At 61.4% G+C, this 15,385-nt stretch carries 13 protein-coding genes; 6 read left to right on the top strand and 7 right to left on the bottom strand.

Annotated features, from left to right (window positions below; all coding sequences use genetic code 11):
- Window position 1: 1 nt before the first annotated feature.
- Together AC1DCM_RS06940 and AC1DCM_RS06945 are read right to left on the bottom strand one after the other, a co-directional pair.
- Complete coding sequence (locus AC1DCM_RS06940) at window positions 2–1,702, bottom strand: hydantoinase B/oxoprolinase family protein (RefSeq protein WP_442015792.1); 1,701 nt, start codon at window positions 1,700–1,702, stop codon at window positions 2–4.
- On the bottom strand, window positions 1,695–3,761 hold the full coding sequence (locus AC1DCM_RS06945) for a hydantoinase/oxoprolinase family protein (RefSeq protein WP_442015791.1): 2,067 nt from the start codon (window positions 3,759–3,761) through the stop codon (window positions 1,695–1,697). Before AC1DCM_RS06945 ends, AC1DCM_RS06940 begins: the two co-directional genes overlap by 8 nt.
- Before the next feature lie 509 nt (window positions 3,762–4,270).
- Here AC1DCM_RS06945 and AC1DCM_RS06950 point away from each other — a divergent pair.
- The gene (locus tag AC1DCM_RS06950) at window positions 4,271–5,311 is read left to right on the top strand and encodes an AAA family ATPase (protein ID WP_442015790.1); all 1,041 of its coding nucleotides are present in this window, start codon (window positions 4,271–4,273) and stop codon (window positions 5,309–5,311) included.
- Between the two features lie 407 nt (window positions 5,312–5,718).
- Here AC1DCM_RS06950 and AC1DCM_RS06955 read toward each other — a convergent pair whose 3' ends face one another.
- From AC1DCM_RS06955 to AC1DCM_RS06975, 5 genes are all read right to left on the bottom strand, one after another.
- Entirely contained in the window at window positions 5,719–6,540 is an 822-nt protein-coding gene (locus AC1DCM_RS06955; protein ID WP_442015789.1) for an HTD2 family dehydratase, read from the bottom strand.
- Complete coding sequence (locus AC1DCM_RS06960) at window positions 6,500–7,948, bottom strand: MmgE/PrpD family protein (RefSeq protein ID WP_442015788.1); 1,449 nt, start codon at window positions 7,946–7,948, stop codon at window positions 6,500–6,502. The genes AC1DCM_RS06955 and AC1DCM_RS06960 overlap by 41 nt, the downstream gene beginning before the upstream one ends.
- A gap of 8 nt (window positions 7,949–7,956) precedes the next feature.
- Window positions 7,957–9,141, bottom strand: coding sequence for a cytochrome P450 (locus AC1DCM_RS06965; protein WP_442015787.1), 1,185 nt, complete (start codon window positions 9,139–9,141; stop codon window positions 7,957–7,959).
- The gene (locus tag AC1DCM_RS06970; protein ID WP_442015786.1) at window positions 9,138–9,329 is read right to left on the bottom strand and encodes a ferredoxin; all 192 of its coding nucleotides are present in this window, start codon (window positions 9,327–9,329) and stop codon (window positions 9,138–9,140) included. Before AC1DCM_RS06970 ends, AC1DCM_RS06965 begins: the two co-directional genes overlap by 4 nt.
- Before the next feature lie 200 nt (window positions 9,330–9,529).
- On the bottom strand, window positions 9,530–10,441 hold the full coding sequence (locus AC1DCM_RS06975; RefSeq protein ID WP_442015785.1) for a LysR family transcriptional regulator: 912 nt from the start codon (window positions 10,439–10,441) through the stop codon (window positions 9,530–9,532).
- A 117-nt stretch (window positions 10,442–10,558) separates the two neighbouring features.
- On the opposite strand from AC1DCM_RS06975, the gene AC1DCM_RS06980 reads away from it, so the two are divergent.
- The 5 genes from AC1DCM_RS06980 to AC1DCM_RS07000 are packed head-to-tail and all read left to right on the top strand — an operon-like array spanning window position 10,559 to window position 15,375.
- On the top strand, window positions 10,559–11,764 hold the full coding sequence (locus tag AC1DCM_RS06980) for an FAD-dependent oxidoreductase (protein WP_442015784.1): 1,206 nt from the start codon (window positions 10,559–10,561) through the stop codon (window positions 11,762–11,764).
- A gap of 54 nt (window positions 11,765–11,818) precedes the next feature.
- Entirely contained in the window at window positions 11,819–12,967 is a 1,149-nt protein-coding gene (locus AC1DCM_RS06985; protein WP_442015783.1) for a CaiB/BaiF CoA transferase family protein, read from the top strand.
- Window positions 12,964–13,833 carry an HpcH/HpaI aldolase/citrate lyase family protein gene (locus AC1DCM_RS06990; protein WP_442015782.1) on the top strand — a complete coding sequence of 290 codons (870 nt, stop codon included), beginning with the start codon at window positions 12,964–12,966 and terminating at the stop codon, window positions 13,831–13,833. The genes AC1DCM_RS06985 and AC1DCM_RS06990 overlap by 4 nt, the downstream gene beginning before the upstream one ends.
- Window positions 13,830–14,627: an SDR family oxidoreductase gene (locus tag AC1DCM_RS06995; RefSeq protein WP_442015781.1), complete on the top strand. Its 798-nt coding sequence runs from the start codon at window positions 13,830–13,832 to the stop codon at window positions 14,625–14,627. Before AC1DCM_RS06990 ends, AC1DCM_RS06995 begins: the two co-directional genes overlap by 4 nt.
- Before the next feature lie 31 nt (window positions 14,628–14,658).
- Window positions 14,659–15,375: an alpha/beta fold hydrolase gene (locus AC1DCM_RS07000; protein WP_442015780.1), complete on the top strand. Its 717-nt coding sequence runs from the start codon at window positions 14,659–14,661 to the stop codon at window positions 15,373–15,375.
- Window positions 15,376–15,385 lie beyond the last annotated feature (10 nt).

Consider the following 15,385-nt stretch of genomic DNA (forward strand, 5'->3'; position numbering starts at 1 on the left):
GTTATTTCCTAGAGGTGAGGGCGGACTCCGAATGTCCGCTGGTGATTTGACTGAACTGCTCTGGGTAGACCTCCCGGGCAAATGCCTCTGAAATCTTTCCCTCTGCGAGGTCTCGGGCGACCTCATCCACATTCCTGAGTTCCGGTGGGCCGTAGCCTCCGGCTCCGGCTGTTTCGATCGCTACGCGATCGCCGGTCTGCAGGACCGTGTATCCGTGGTTGATGGGCTGTGCCCCCTCGCTGAGGACCGCCCGCGCGCCCTCACCGGCCAGTCCGCCGTCGAGTCCCCACGGACGGGATTTTTGACGGCTTGTATCGAGCCAGAAATGAATGTCGGGGTCTTCAACACGAACTGCACGGCGGATGCCGAGGCCGCCGCGGTGTTCCCCGCCGCCGCCGGAGTCTTGAATCAGTTCGTAGGCATCAATGACAAGTGGGTACTCGGCCTCGAGGCTTTCGACCGGCAGGTTGGAGGTGTTGGTCATGTGGACTTGGACACCGTCCATGCCGTCCTTGGTAGCGCGGGCCCCGCATCCGCCGCCGATGGTCTCCAGATAGACGAACTCTCGCCCAGTGCGGGAGTTCCGTCCGGAGAAGTGAACACCGGTGTTGGCGCCATTGCTTGCTGCGGTGACCCGCTTGGGGACGGCCGTGGCCAACGCGCCGTGGATGAGGTCAACGATCCTCTGGCATGTTTCGCTGCGGCCGTTGACCGCTGCTGGTTCCTGGCAGTTGATGATGGATCCGAGCGGCGCCTCGATTTTCACGGGCCGGTACAGGCCCGCGTTGGGGACGATGTCGGCGTCGATCAGACTCTTGAGCGAGTAGTAGACCGAGGCGTACAGCGCAGTCCAGACGACGTTGACGCTTGCTCGGACCTGCGGGGGATTTCCGTCGAAGTCGAACGAGATGTTCTCGCCGTCGATCACGATACGCACTTGGAGTTCCAGCTCGTCATCCAGTTCCGGGCAGTCGAACTTGTCCCGGAAGGAGTACTCGCCGTCCGGCATGGCCGAAATCGCTGCCCGGGTGCGGCGTTCGGTGTAGTCGAGCAGATCTTCGCCTGCCTGAACCATGACTTCCCGGCCGTAGCGATCGCAGAGGTCCTTGTAGCGCTGGCATGCAAGGCGATTTGCGGCCTGTTGTGCCCGCAGGTCTGCCTGCCGCTCGTGCGGGACCTGGCAATTCAGGAGAATCAGGTTGAGCATCTCCTCCTGCAGCACGCCTTGACGGATAAGACGGACCGGCGGGATGCGCAGGCCTTCCTGGAAAATGTGCGCATGACCGCGGTCGCCGAAGTCGGCGTGGTGGGCGAGGTTTGCCGCCCAGGCGGTCAAGATACCATCGACGAAAACCGGCGTGGCCAGAACGATGTCAGGCAGGTGCGATCCGCCGCCGCTGAATGGATCATTGCCGATGAAGGTGTCACCGTCTTTGATCTCGTCCAACGGATAGCGGCTCAGGATGCCGTCCACGATGCCCATCAGTGAACCGAGGTGCAGGGGCGATCCGCCTTCGTCCTGGGCAATGCCCTGCCCTTTGGCGTCGAAGAGGGAAGCCGTGCAATCCCGGCGTTCCTTAATGTTGGTGGAGTAGGCGGCGCGGACAAGCGTTTCGCCCATTTCCTCGACGACGGTCGCAAGCGCGGAGCCGATGACTTCTGCAAGAACGCTGTCGAGCTGTTGCGTGGTTTTGTTATTCATTGGGGCTCCTTCGGATTTCAATGACGAGGTTGCGCACGTCGTCGACGACGCAGACATCGGAGGGAAGCAAGAGGGTTGTGGTGTCCATCTGTTCGATGACGGCAGGTCCCACGATGCGGTGGCCGACGTCGAGCAAGCGCCGGTCGTAGACCGGGCATGAGACGTAATCGCCTTCTTCGGCAAGGTAGACGTCACGATGGGCGACGACGGCGTCCTGCGCCTTCCGTCCGGTGGCGGCAGCGCGTACGATCTCGGCACGGGGGACGTCTGCGATGGCCTGAAGCCGGAAGGTCACTGCCTGCACGGACTCGTCGTGGGCACTGTAGCCGTACATGCGGTCGTGCGCGCGCTGGAAGCCTTCGGTAATGCCGGCGATCGCTGCGGCATCGATGTCGCCTTCGGGGAGCTCGACAGGAAGTTCATAGTTCTGCCCCGCGTACCGCATTTCCAGCCGACGGACGACGCTCCGGCGTTCTGTTTCAATCCCTTCCTCATCAAACCAGTCCGAGGCATGGTCGGAGAGTTCAGCGAAGATCTTAGCGATGTCTTCCGCATTTTCAGGGGATACATGCGTGATCTGGGTGCGCATGAAATCGCTGCGAATATCCGTCATGAGCAGCCCGAGCGCGGACTGGGCGCCCGGCGTTTCCGGCACCACGACGCGGTCCACACCCAGCTCAATGGCCAGCCGGGAAGCATGCAGCGGGCCGGCGCCACCGAACGGCACAAGGGCGTAATCACGGGGATCGTAACCTCGCTGCACCGAGATGACACGTATGGCCCGTGCCATGTTCGCCGTGACTACCCGGATAATGCCCTGCGCCGCCTCCGGAACGCTCATGCCAAGGGGATCTGCAATAGCCTTGACCGCCCTGTGGGAGGCCTGTGCGTCGATCTTCAGCTGGCCGTCCAGGAGATACTCCGGATTGAGGACTTGGAGAACCACGTTGGCGTCCGTCACGGTGGCATCCTGTCCGTTTCCGTAACAGGCCGGGCCGGGGAAGGCACCGGCGCTCGCCGGGCCGACCTTGAGGTGGTTACCACTATCGATCCAGGCAATTGAACCGCCGCCAGCACCAACAGTGTGGATGTCCAGCATGGGGGACCGGATCGGACGGCCGTCCAGCTCCATGCCGGAAGTGACCTTGGGTTCGCCATTCTGCACAAGGGAGACGTCAGAGGACGTGCCACCCATATCGAACGTGATGATGTCCGGGCTACCTGCCGCGCTGGTAATTGCAGCGGCGCCCACAACACCGGTGCTCGGTCCGGAGAGAACCAGACGGACCGGCATCTTCTCGGCCGTTGCGAAGGGGATAATTCCACCGTTGGACTGGGTCACGTGCGGGATGCACTTCAGTCCGTTCTCGGCAAGGCGCTGACGCAGGCGACCGAGATAGTTTGCCACCACAGGGCCGATATAGGCGTTCGTGACGACGGTGGAAAGGCGTTCGTATTCACGGAACTCGGGGAGAACGTCACTGGACAGGGACACATACGCCTCAGGGAATTCCTCAGCGATGACAGCAGCTATCTGCTGCTCGTGCTCTGGCCGTAGGTAGCTGTAGAGGAGGCAGACCGCAATGGATTCAACCTGCTGTTCCTTCAGTTCCCGCACGGCAGCCCGGACTTCATCGAGGTCCAGAGGCGTTTCGATGCGTCCGTCGTGGCGTACGCGCTCGGTCACTTCCAGACGAAGGTCACGTGGAACGAAAGGCTCCGGCTTGTCGGCCTGCAGATCGTAGAGGTGCGGGCGCCGACCGCGTCCGAGTTCCAGCAGGTCCCGGAAGCCCTTGGTCGTGATAAGCCCTGTGCGCACGCCGCGCCCAGTCAGGAGTGCGTTCGTGCCCACTGTGGTGCCGTGCGCGAGGTAGGTAACCTCCTCGATTGAGCGCCCGCCCATTTGTTCGAGCAGTTCCTGGATGCCGAGCACAATTGCGCGTCCGGGATCGTCGGGTGTCGATGAGACCTTACGGACGTGTACTTGTCCGTTCGCCTCATCGAACGCACAAAGGTCGGTGAAGGTACCACCGGTGTCTACGCCGATTCTGAGAGTCATGATCTTCCTGTCATCTGATTTCGCTTTTGCCCGAAGAGGTCTGGCGGCAACGTCGGCCAAGATCCACTAGTGGGGACGGATGCGGTAGTTGCGACTTTGGGGAACGTTCCCAAATCTGCTGAACAAAATTCTAGGGACGTGATGCAGGCCACGTCAATACCCTTTTTTGATGTCACTTTTGAGCGATTCCGTGCCGGTGAGAAGCAGCCCCGTCTCCTGAGGTCCGCGAGGGGAGACTGCCCGGAACCTGGGAACTCATCCGGAATCCCTTGACCTCGACGGTGCAGGGCGCCTAATCTCAATGAATCTTGGGAACGTTCCCTAAAAGTTCGCTTCACGAGGAGAGAGTGGCGAGAGTGATGAAGAAACACAAGCCGAAGTCGCCAGTAAGACTAAGGACGGGAGAGCACTGCCATCTGCGCGGTTGGTGGCGGTCCGAGAGGGATGACTTAGTTGGCACCGCTCGGGCCAACCTCACCCCCGTGGAAATCGAGTACTACAGTTGATGTATGGCTGCCAGCCGCAGTCCGCTTGATGACCTGCGTGAAACCATCGGTCATCTGGCCAATCAGCTCAAGCTGCCCGGTTCGGAGCGAGTCGACGACCTGGTGGGCGATCTCATCGGGGCAAGGCCCGGGCCGGCCCGGCCGCTGTCAGAGGTGCAGGCCGAACTCGACGCGCTCGTTGGGCTGGAGACCGTGAAGGAACAGGTGCGGGGCCTGGTCGCATTGCTCCAGGTCCAGGCCCGTCGTAAGGCGCATGGCCTTCCAGAGGTGGCAACATCCCAGCATCTGGTTTTCCTCGGAAACCCGGGCACAGGCAAGACGACCGTGGCGCGGCTCCTGGCGGAGATGTATCGCGCAGTCGGTCTGCTGCAGAAAGGGCACCTGGTGGAGGTCGACCGTTCGGGTCTGGTGGGGCAGTACGTGGGTGCGACCGCTATCAAGACGGACAGGGTGATCCGGCGTGCGCTGGACGGCGTCCTGTTCATCGACGAGGCCTACGCGCTGGCACCGGAGGACGGCCGGACTGACTTCGGTCCAGAGGCGATCGAGGTCCTGCTCAAGCGGATGGAGGACCACCGCCACCGCCTCGTGGTGATCGTGGCCGGGTACCCGCGGCTGATGGAATCCTTCTTGCTCTCCAACCCTGGACTGCGCTCCCGGTTCGCTCGCGAGATCACGTTCCCCGACTACTCCGTCGACGAACTCCAGACGATCTTCCACCAGATGCTGGCCCAACACGAGTACACGCTGGAGCCGGGCGCGGACCAGATGCTGCGACGCATCCTTACGGGCCTCCACGCGGGCGAGGACTCCGGCAACGCACGGTTCGCCCGGACGCTGTTCGAGCAGGCGCTCAATCGCCAGGCGCTGCGGCTGTCGCTCGACGAGGAACAAAGCCTCGACGCGCTTGATCGTGAGGCCGTCATGACGCTCACTGCGGAGGACATCGCCGAGGCCGCGCTGGCCTTGGGTGAGGAGCCAGAGCCAGAGCCGGAACCGGCGCCGGAACGGGAACAGTCACGCTGGTGGCGCTGGCTCGTCTGATCGGATCCGGGGGGACTCGGGCTCGAGTCTGTGGCACGCTTCCGGAAAGCCTTCAGTCACGGCAGTCGGGCCAGAGTTGGCGGCACGTTTCCTGAATGCCAGAGCCACAAGATTTGGGTCGAGGGTCCGTCTCGGAGGGAGTCCTGCACCCCGTCGTCGGATGTGCGGCTCCGCTCGACACTTTGACCGGTGAGCTTCCCTTGGGGGCTCCGCCAAAGTTAGGGGTGGCTGTTATGCGCTTCATGGCTCCTCCTGCATCCTGCTGGTTCAACCATGCTGCAGCTGGATCAAGAGTTCCCCTGGTTTTGCGCAGCTTCGGCAAAGTTTATGGACAGGAAAAAGGGGCAAGTCATAGGGGAGGGTCAGGGCGTAGCGTTGTAGCAACGCCATCTTGTTCTTCCGGCCTGCTAGATCCCTGACAAACTGCTGACTGCGCAGATTGCTCCTCCAGCGCTGCGCGCCTCGGCGCCGTTGGCCAGGCCATCCGGCCCCGGGACGATCGAGAATGTCTGGGGCTTGGTCATCGGGGAGGCCAGCCGGTAGCTGAAGGTTTTACCCATCAGGTCGATTCCTTCACGACGCATGTGCTCGCCCATCATCAGAGCCAGAAGAGGCCCGTGGATCACCAGTCCGTCGTAGCCCTCATTCAGGCACCAGTCGAGGTCGTAGTGAATCCTGTGCGCGTTATACGTCAGTGCGGAGAATCGGAACAGCAGGCGTTCATCGGCGGCTTGCTCCAGCACAGCGCCCCCGGGTGGGGGCGGCGGTGTTTGCGGGTTGGGCAGTGAGCCGCTACCAGGGGCCCGGTAAACAATGTCCTGTTCTTCGCGGATCACCAGCTCGTCGGCTTGGAAGATCTCGTGGCGCACGGTGGTGAATGTCAGTGGCCCGGTGCGGCCCGCCTTCTCGACTGATCCGGCCACGGCAATGACTTTTGTGGCCGGGGTTCCGATCTTGAGTTGGCCGAAGGTGGAGACGCGACCCCCGGCAAACATCCTGCGCCGCCCGGGCCCAGGTGGGGCGGGAATACCCACAGTGGGATGACCATCCGGCCCCAGTTCGCTCTGCCGGTTGCGCTCCAGAAGGTAGAGCCAGTGCCAGAGCGGGGGGACTGTTGTGCCCTCGTCGAAGGGGACGTCTATGTCCAGTGCGGCCGCAAGGGATTCAACGGGTTCCGCGGCGATGAGTTCAGTGCGTTCGACCCGCTCGGTCAAGGTAGTTGTTGTCATAGTGAGTCTCACTCCAGATGGGTAGAGGGGTTGCGCTGAGGGCGTTGATCAGTTTGTCGAGGGTGGATGCTGAATCCAGGTTCTCCACCGCCTCGATTAGCTGCGCTGCGGCCTCGTTGCCATAGGGGCGCAGAAGGGCCTGTGCTTTGGCGACGACCTCAGCGTGGGTCATGGGGTTCTTTTCGGAGCCTTTGGCATCGGTGGGGTTTCCGGCGAGGAGCGTGATTTTTTCGCCGGACTTCTGGTCAAAATCGAGGCGGGGCCCGTCTTCCAGTTGGATCGAGGAGTCCAACACCATCGAGATCTTGGCGAAGGTCTCTTGGATCCGGGGTTCCGAAATGCGCGGTGGGTCAAATTGCTCCAACCCTACTGAGCGGTTCTCCAGCGCCACGCTGATGGCGTAGGGCAAGCTGAATTGGGCATCAAACACGGTCTCAATGGGGTCAACATTGAGCATGTTGATCGCAGTTTCGCCCGCGGTCACGGTGATGGAGAGTACATCGGAGGGTTGGAGATCGCGTTCGGCGATCAGCTTCAGCACCGCGTCAACCGCTGAGTGGCTGCCTCGGCAACAGGCATAGGGCTTGAGATAGGACGTGGAGACGTTGAAGATCTCACCAAGACCTGCGGTGACCCGTTCCGGGAAGCCCCGGCCGTCCCCATAGGTGGCAAAAATCCCACCCCATGGAGCCTCGAAGAGCCGATGAGGGCCGGTAATGCCAGCTCGGGCCAAAAACGCTGCGTCGATTCCTGACTCGCCGGCTTTGCCTGGGTGCACCCGCTTGGTCCAGGCGCCATCTTCTATGAAGGCCCAGACCCCTCCAGTGAATGAGCCTGCAACGCCGAGTGCATTCGCGAAGGTGGCCGCGTCAAGATGCAGGATTTTTGCGGACGCCGCAGCCGCAGCAAAGGTGCCAAATGTGCCCGTAGAGTGCCAGCCCCGGTCGGTATGCGCGGCAAATCCGCCGATGCCCTGCAAGAGCCGATAACTGACGTCATAGCCCGCACAGGCGGCGACAATCAAGTCCTGGCCGCTTGCGCCGACCAGTTCTGCGGCAGCGATCGCGGCTGGCAAAGTTGCCGAGCCGGCGTGTCCTGGTCCGCCGCCGTCGTCGAAGTCCCGTGCGTGGGCCGAGGTTCCATTGGCAAGAGCCGCGTGGGCCGGGTTCAGCCGTTCCCGGGTGCCCCAGACGAGGCATGGACCACCGTTTGACATGCCGGAGAGGGCATTGCGGACACGGCGGGATTCCTCCGAGGGGATACCGGCCATAGCCACGGCCAGTGTGTCGAGGATGTGGTCTTTCATAGCGGAAACCACATCCCGTGGGAGGTCGTCGTAGGTGGTTCCGGCCCAGTATTCGGAGAGAACTTCTGTGATGGATGGTTCGGAGGGGGATTCAGTTGACATGAATGACCTCAGCTTCTGGGGCCAAGATCGACGGTTAGTTTCTTAATCGTCCACCGCCCGGCGGTCTGGCCTATGGCTGATTCGGATTCGACGACGCTGGCCTGGGGGTAATGGCGCGCGAGGTGTGAGACGACCTCTTCGATTTCCACCTTGGCCAGTCCTTGACCCAGGCAGTTGTGCGGGCCCGTGCTGAATGTGAGTGGCTGGTTTCGCTCGCGGCCCAGGACGAATTCGCTGGGGTTTTCGAACCGTTCAGGGTCTCGGTTGGCTGACCAGACGGCCACGTGCACATCGGCGCCGGCCGGGATGGTGACCCCGCCAACCTCCATGTCCTCAGTCGCAATCTTGCTGATAACGCCGGTCCGGGGATACAGGCGGAGCGCTTCCACCACTGCGCTAGGTATCCACGTAGGGTCGGCAACAATTTGATCCCAGACTTCCCGGTTGAGCAGCAAATTCCAGACGACGAGGCCGATCTGGTGGCCCGTGTTCACGGAACTTGCTTCAAGCATCGAGGTTGCCTCGTCGAACAGTTCCTGTGCGGTGAGCTTTCCCTCGTCTGCGAGTGTCATCAGGTGGGAGAGCATGTCGTCGCCAAGGCCCAGACCACGCTTGCGCTCCATCAGATCGTTGAGGTACAGGAACAGTTCGTCGTAGGCCGCGAGGATGTCGGGTTTCAGACTGGGATCCCTGGCCAGAAGCGCCAATGTCCGTTCTGACAATTCCTGTACCTTGGGTGCGTCGGATTGCGGAGCTCCCGCTAAATGGCAGTAGACCAAGGAGGGGATTCTGCGATCAACCCCGGCATGGAAATCCACCGGCTTCGTTTCCTCGAGGTCGTTGAAGATGCCTGTCACGATGTCCGTGAGGACGTCGCGGGTGTTCTGCACGGTTGCCGGGCCCATGAAACGGGCAAGCGGAGTGCGCAACCGCAGTTGCTGGGCTCCGTCTTGCATGATGATGCTGCGGGCTCGAAATCCGTGGACGGAGCCGTCGTTGATGCCGAACTCTTCCATCAGCCGCAATGCTGAGTTGGCAAACCGYGGATTGCGCAGCACCTCGGTAGAGAGTTGGTAGGACAGAACGGCGTAACCATCGGATCCGACCGCGATTCCTCCATCGGGAAGTGCGCCGCCCGGGTGGTCGGTTGCCTGTGGAGAGAAGAGGTCGAATGCTGGCACTGTGGTTGTCATGACCGCGAGATCGCTCCCATCGGGCAGCAAAGGATGACTTCTTCAAGCTCCCTTTCGCGATCGTCTTCGACGTCGGAAGCCAGCTGTACCAGCGTGCCATCCTTCTCTATTTGGAACACGTCCGGCATTAAGGCTGCGCAGGTGCCGTTGGCATCGCAGCGCTGCAGGTCCACGTTGACTTTAATCATGGGGTTGCCCTTCCTCGGAATTATCGGGCCGGAGCAGCCCGGGTTTCCGGGCAAGGGGTGCGGCGACCATCTCGGTGTTTCAAGGTCTACCTTGCTGCCGGCCGCGACATTTCACAAATACCTAAATTCGGGGATACCCATCTATTCCGCATATACCTGAGATCGGAACCGCATCGGCTCGAGAGCGAAAGGCTATTCGCTTATACGGGGGTTTGATCGCCGGAAAACAGGGCTGCAAACCTCTCAGCTACCGGAGTTACTACGCCTTCCCGTCGCGTGACGATGGCAATTGGCACGTTGGGCCAGCCCCCAACCACAGGAATTTGTGCGACATCCGGGTGGAGGCGGGCCATCTCCAAGCTGGAGAGGGATACTCCGACTCCGGCACCCACCAACTGTGCGGCAGTCATGACGGTCGGTACTTGGATCACCTCTGTCGGGTTTGCCCCCGAAGATGAGAACTTGTCGGCCCAGATTCGCCAGAGGATGCGCACTCCCGGAATTCGGGCGGGCAGGATCCAGGTGGCATCCGTCAGCGTCGCAACGTCCACTGGCGCGGTTTCCGAAAGGCCCCAGGATCTGGGTGCGATGAGCGTCAACGGCAGTTCATCCACAACCCTGATGTCGAAATGCACTCCGTTGATGGGTTGCAGCGGCTCCTCGGCCACTATGGGCATGATTGCCAGGTCAAGGGTGCCATCGGCCAGCCGGTCCAGCTGCACTTTGGGATTGGCGTCTGTCAGGTCCAGGGTCACGTTTCGGTAGATCGAGAGGAACTCCGAGATTTTGGTACTGCCGATCCGCCATAGGCACATCGGTTCGCACCCGAGGTGGAGTTCGCCCGCAAGCCCCTGCCCCATGGCTTTGAGCGTGTCTGAGATTCTTCGCTCTTCAGCCAGAAGCCGGCGTCCGGCATGGTGCAGATACTCGCCCGCGGCGGTCAGTTCGATGCCCCTGGGCTTCCTGTCGAACAGGGTCACTCCGAGCTCTTTTTCGAGCTTCGCCATAGCCATGCTCAAGGGTGGCTGGGATATCCGCAAGGCTTGGGAAGCCTCGGTGATGGAACCGTTCTCCGCCACCGCGATGAAATATCGAACATTCCTGAGATCCATGCATTCAGTATATGGAAACCTCTACTAATTGGTATTTGATGTATGGCCGGATGTGGACGACCGTTGGTTGAGGGCAGCGACGCTCACGTCATTTCGCAGGTTTACAACGGAGGCATCATGGAATACCAGCAGCAGGTAATTGTGGCCGGAGCCGGTCCTACTGGTCTGCTCAATGCGCTGGGCCTGGCACAGCAGGGACTGGACGTTACCGTCGTCGAACGCTCAAAGGAGCCAAGTGACGCCCCGCGGGCGATTCTCTACCACTGGTCCACACTCGATGGGCTCGAACGTCTCGGTCTTTTCGACGACGCTTCACGGGCCGGGTTCCTGAAACAGGATTACGCCCATCACGTCCGGGACACCGGTGAAACCATTAATTACGGTTTGAAGGCGTTGGAGGGTCGCGTAACCCACCCCTACAACCTGCACCTCGGCCAGGGTGCGCTGGCCACGATCATTCTTCGCCACCTTGAGCAATTTCCCAACGTCCGCATCCTCTGGGGCCACCAGATCAGGGGGCTGACCCAGGATGAGGCAGCAGTGACAATCACGGCGGAGCACGAAGGGAATTCGGTCCAATTGCGGGCTCCTTGGCTCATAGGTGCGGACGGTGCGGGCTCTGCCGTCAGGAATGCCTTGAACCTGCCTTTTGAAGGTTTTACATGGCCCGAGCGCTTTGTTGCCGCCAACATCCGTTTCCCCGACGACCGCAAGGGCTGGGCTCAAACGACGTTCTACGTCGACGATGTTCTCGGAGCAATCATCGTGAAGATCGATAATTCCGGGCCCCACGGGCTGTGGCGCTACACCTACATGGAGGATGCCGTTCTACCCGAAGCAGGCGTGGTGGACCGTCTGCCTCGGTTCCTGGAACAGATATTCGGCCCTGAGGTGGCTGCCGGCACCACCCTGGATGCCATTGCGCCTTATCGTATGCACCAGCGAAGTGCTCCAACCTACCGGCTTGGCCGCGTTCTGCTTGCCGGGGACGCGGCCCATGCAACAAACCCGACAGGCGGCTTCGGGCTGACCATGGGGCTGTTCGACTCCTACCTGCTGAACGAGGCATTGGGCGCCGTGATTGCGGGAAATGCCGATGAGTCGGTTCTTGATGCCTACTCCGAACTACGACGCGCCGCTTTCATTGACAAGGCCAGTCCCCGCGCCACCGCAAATAAGCGGTTGATCTTTCACTCGTCGGACCCTGTTCAGAGGGATAAAGACCTGGAGCTGTTCCGGAGGATGGGCAACGATCCAGAACTGGCCGCAGAAGTCCTCTACTTCACCAAGACACTCGAGACGCCCTCGCTTGTTGCCGCATAGGGCGCCTTCGCGTTCGTCAGCAAGCCGGCATTATCTACTTCAGGAGTTAACCTCATGCTTCCTCTGAGCGGCATCACAGTCGTCTCGCTTGAGCAGGCGGTCGCAGCACCGTTTGCTACACGCCAACTCGCCGATTTGGGGGCCAGGATCATCAAGATCGAGCGTCCAGACGTGGGAGACTTCGCCCGCGGGTACGACGAAACCGTCAAAGGCATGGCGAGCCACTTTGTTTGGCTGAACCGGTCCAAGGAGTCAGTCGCCTTGGACCTGAAGAGCCCGGAGGGTCACCATGCCGTGCACGAGTTGGTTCGCAATGCTGACATCTTCGTGCAGAACCTGGCCCCGGGTGCGGCAGAACGTCTCGGGCTCGGCGCCGATGCCCTGCGTGCTGAGCGTCCGGAGCTGATCCACGTCTCAATTTCCGGCTATGGTGCCGACGGCCCGTATTCGTCAAAGAAGGCTTATGACCTCCTGGTGCAGTGTGAAGCCGGTCTGGTGTCTATTACCGGCTCTGAAGAGACCCCATCCAAAGTGGGGATTTCGATTGCGGATATCGCCTCCGGTATGTACGCGTACTCAGGCATCCTGACTGCGCTGCTTCAGCGCGGGCAGACCGGGGAGGGGGCAACCATCGAATTATCGATGCTCGAGGCGCTCGGTGAATGGATGGGATACGCCATGAACTATGCGGTGTACGGCGGAACCGCACCACAGCGGACAGGTTCATCACATGCTGCCATCGCCCCGTACGGTCCTTTCACGTGTGGTGACTCGCAGCAGGTGTTCCTGGGAATCCAGAACGAACGTGAGTGGGCAACCTTTTGTGAGCGGGTCCTTGGCCGTCCGATGGTCGCATTGGATGAACGCTTCGCGCGAAATTCCCTGCGTGTAAAGCACCGAGCGGACCTCACGTTGGTGATACAGGAGGGGCTGTCCCGGTACACGGCGGACGAGGTTGTGGACTTGCTTGAGAAGGCCGGGATAGCGAACGCGCTGCTGCGTGATATGCAGGGCTTCGCTGACCACCCCCAACTGACGGCACGCAACAGATGGCGGGAATATGACTCGCCGGTCGGGCCCTTACGTGCCCTGATTCCTCCAGCCACGTTCGTCGGGCAGGAGCCTGTGATGGGTCGGGTTCCCAACGTGGGAGAAGACACCGAACGCGTTCTGGCAGAGTTCAAAGTGCTGGAAACAACATGAGCAAGGACTCTTTGGCGTTGCTTCAGAGCGCCCGCTCGTTCCTGTTCGTTCCGGGGGACCGGCCTGAGCGGTTCTCAAAAGCTCAAACTTCCGGGGCTGATGTGGTCATCCTCGATTTGGAAGACGCCGTCAGCGCTCGCAATAAGGATTCGGCCTTGCTGGCCGTCACCTCCTGGTTGTCAGGAACAGGTCAAGCCGTGGTTCGGATCGAGCGGGACCAGGAGCTTGCTTCTTTGAGGGGCATCCCTGGACTTATTGGGGTCATGGTGCCCAAGTCCGAAAACCCGGACCACGTGTCCAGAGTCCATCAAACGCTGGGATGCCCTGTCATAGCGCTCATTGAGTCAGCCTCCGGCGTTGTGGCCGCCCACTCACTGGCGAGTGTTCCGGGCGTGGCCCGACTGGCTTTTGGAGAGCTCGATTTCGCGGCGGATATTGCTGCGCAGCCGAACCAGCGCGCAATGTTGCTGGCGCGTTCATCACTGGTCCTTGCCTCCCGTGCGCAAGGCCTTCCAGGTCCCCTGGACGGCGTAACGCCAAAGTTCGACGACGACTCCGCGCTGACGCAGGACCTGCACGCCGCCCTCGAGTTGGGAATGTCGGGAAAACTCCTTATTCATCCCCGTCAGGTCGCCGTAACGCACCACGTCTTCCGTCCCAGCGACCACGAGGTCGCGTGGGCGGAGCGGATTGTGAAATCCATCAGCGACGGGGGAGCCGTGGTCAAGGTTGACAATGCCATGGTGGACGCCCCGGTGCTGCGGCGCGCGCAAGCTATTCTCGCGCGCCTGGCGTCCGATGCACGCGCGCTGGTCAATCACCGGGAAGCAAACGCCGGCGGCAGCCTGGCGGAGGAGGACAAATGACTCACCCTATGAATCATCGCCCTGTTGCCGTCATCACCGGCGGCGGCGGTGGCCTCGGAAATGACATCGCCGATCGCCTGGCGGACGACGGGTTCGACCTCGCGCTCCTTGACGTCTCGTCGTCGGCACTACAGAGCGCAGCAGCCCGACTCTCGGAGAGATCGTCGAAGCTCAAAGTGCTGACATACGCGGGGAACCTGGCCGAGGAATCAGTGGTCGCCGAGACCTTCACCCGTATCGAGGAGGAGTTTGGACGCATCGATGTCCTCGTCAGCGCGGCTGGAGGCAGTGGCACTGCCAAGGTCCGTGAACTCTCGGAACTGAGCGCCGAGGTGTGGCGTGCAGTGATCGAAAGCAACCTCACCAGCACTTTCCTGTGCGCGCAGCAGGCTGTCCCGGTCATGCTGAAGCGCGGCTACGGACGGATCGTAAATTTCTCGTCGCTGGTTGCCGATGGCCTCGATGGGCCGTCAGGAACTGTAGGCGCCCGGCTGGCCTATGCTGCGTCCAAGGGAGGCATCGTAAGTCTCACCAAGCAGCTCGGCAAAGACCTCGGTGGCACCGGGATTACCGTGAACGCTGTGGCTCCTGGACTCATCCTCCCCACCACTGGGCGGGTCCGGGACACCTTCGAGGTGATGGGGGCGGAAGAGAAGGCCGCCACCTCTGCCGCCATCCCCGTTGGCAGACCAGGAACCGGCCGCGAGATTGCCGCGGCCGTGGCATACCTCGCCTCAGCGGCAGCTGCATTCACCTCAGGCACCGTCCTCCACGTCGACGGAGCAGCATCTTGACCACCAACCCCACTTGCAACGGAGACTTCAGATGAAACACCCCCCGCTGATCATGCTTCCGGCCCTGGGTGCCGACTCCCGGCTATGGCAGCCGGTGATTGACGAACTCGGGGCAGAGTTCGAATGCTCGGTGGTTCGTGGTGAGGGGCAGACGATCCAGGCCATGGCGGACCATGTGCTCTCAGCAGCCCCCAACGAATTTGTCCTGGTTGGAATTTCGATGGGAGGGTATGTCGCCCTTGAGATAGCGCTAAGGAAGACCGGAAGAGTCAAGGCTTTGGCGTTGTTCAACACCTCGGCCATCGCCGCGCCGGAGGATCGTAGGAAGAACTCCCAAGGCCTTATCTCGCTCGTGAATTCCGGAGGATTTCTGGAAGCGATCACGCGCACGGCCCCGGCCGTATCGCGGGGGATCCCCGAGGTTCAGCGGGTTGTGGAGGCGATGACCGAAGAACTGGGCGAGCAGGTTTTCGTCGATCAGCAGCTCGCCGTGATGCATCGGTCCGACCGACGCGCGGAACTGGCCGCCATGGACTGTCCCACCCTGGTGGTGGGCGCTGCCGAAGACATCATTACGCCGCCGGCTTTGAGCGAGGATCTCGCTGGACGACTCCCTGATGCGCGCTTTGTCCTTATCCACGAGAGCGGGCATTTCGTTCCACTGGAGCAACCACAGGCGGCCGCAACCGCGCTGCAGGCTTTTCTTCGGAACCACGCGGAAGGTTCGCCGCAGGTGGTCGGCAGGTGAGCATCACTTC

Source organism: Paenarthrobacter sp. 10N417 (genome assembly GCF_056394745.1).

Excerpts from the sequence above, each read along its gene's own strand:
- AC1DCM_RS06940 (WP_442015792.1), bottom strand. The coding sequence starts at position 1,702 with ATGAATAACAAAACCACGCAACAGCTCGACAGCGTTCTTGCAGAAGTC.
- AC1DCM_RS06945 (WP_442015791.1), bottom strand. The coding sequence starts at position 3,761 with ATGACTCTCAGAATCGGCGTAGACACCGGTGGTACCTTCACCGACCTT.
- AC1DCM_RS06950 (WP_442015790.1), top strand. The coding sequence starts at position 4,271 with ATGGCTGCCAGCCGCAGTCCGCTTGATGACCTGCGTGAAACCATCGGT.
- AC1DCM_RS06955 (WP_442015789.1), bottom strand. The coding sequence starts at position 6,540 with ATGACAACAACTACCTTGACCGAGCGGGTCGAACGCACTGAACTCATC.
- AC1DCM_RS06960 (WP_442015788.1), bottom strand. The coding sequence starts at position 7,948 with ATGTCAACTGAATCCCCCTCCGAACCATCCATCACAGAAGTTCTCTCC.
- AC1DCM_RS06970 (WP_442015786.1), bottom strand. The coding sequence starts at position 9,329 with ATGATTAAAGTCAACGTGGACCTGCAGCGCTGCGATGCCAACGGCACC.
- AC1DCM_RS06975 (WP_442015785.1), bottom strand. The coding sequence starts at position 10,441 with ATGGATCTCAGGAATGTTCGATATTTCATCGCGGTGGCGGAGAACGGT.
- AC1DCM_RS06980 (WP_442015784.1), top strand. The coding sequence starts at position 10,559 with ATGGAATACCAGCAGCAGGTAATTGTGGCCGGAGCCGGTCCTACTGGT.
- AC1DCM_RS06985 (WP_442015783.1), top strand. The coding sequence starts at position 11,819 with ATGCTTCCTCTGAGCGGCATCACAGTCGTCTCGCTTGAGCAGGCGGTC.
- AC1DCM_RS06990 (WP_442015782.1), top strand. The coding sequence starts at position 12,964 with ATGAGCAAGGACTCTTTGGCGTTGCTTCAGAGCGCCCGCTCGTTCCTG.
- AC1DCM_RS06995 (WP_442015781.1), top strand. The coding sequence starts at position 13,830 with ATGACTCACCCTATGAATCATCGCCCTGTTGCCGTCATCACCGGCGGC.
- AC1DCM_RS07000 (WP_442015780.1), top strand. The coding sequence starts at position 14,659 with ATGAAACACCCCCCGCTGATCATGCTTCCGGCCCTGGGTGCCGACTCC.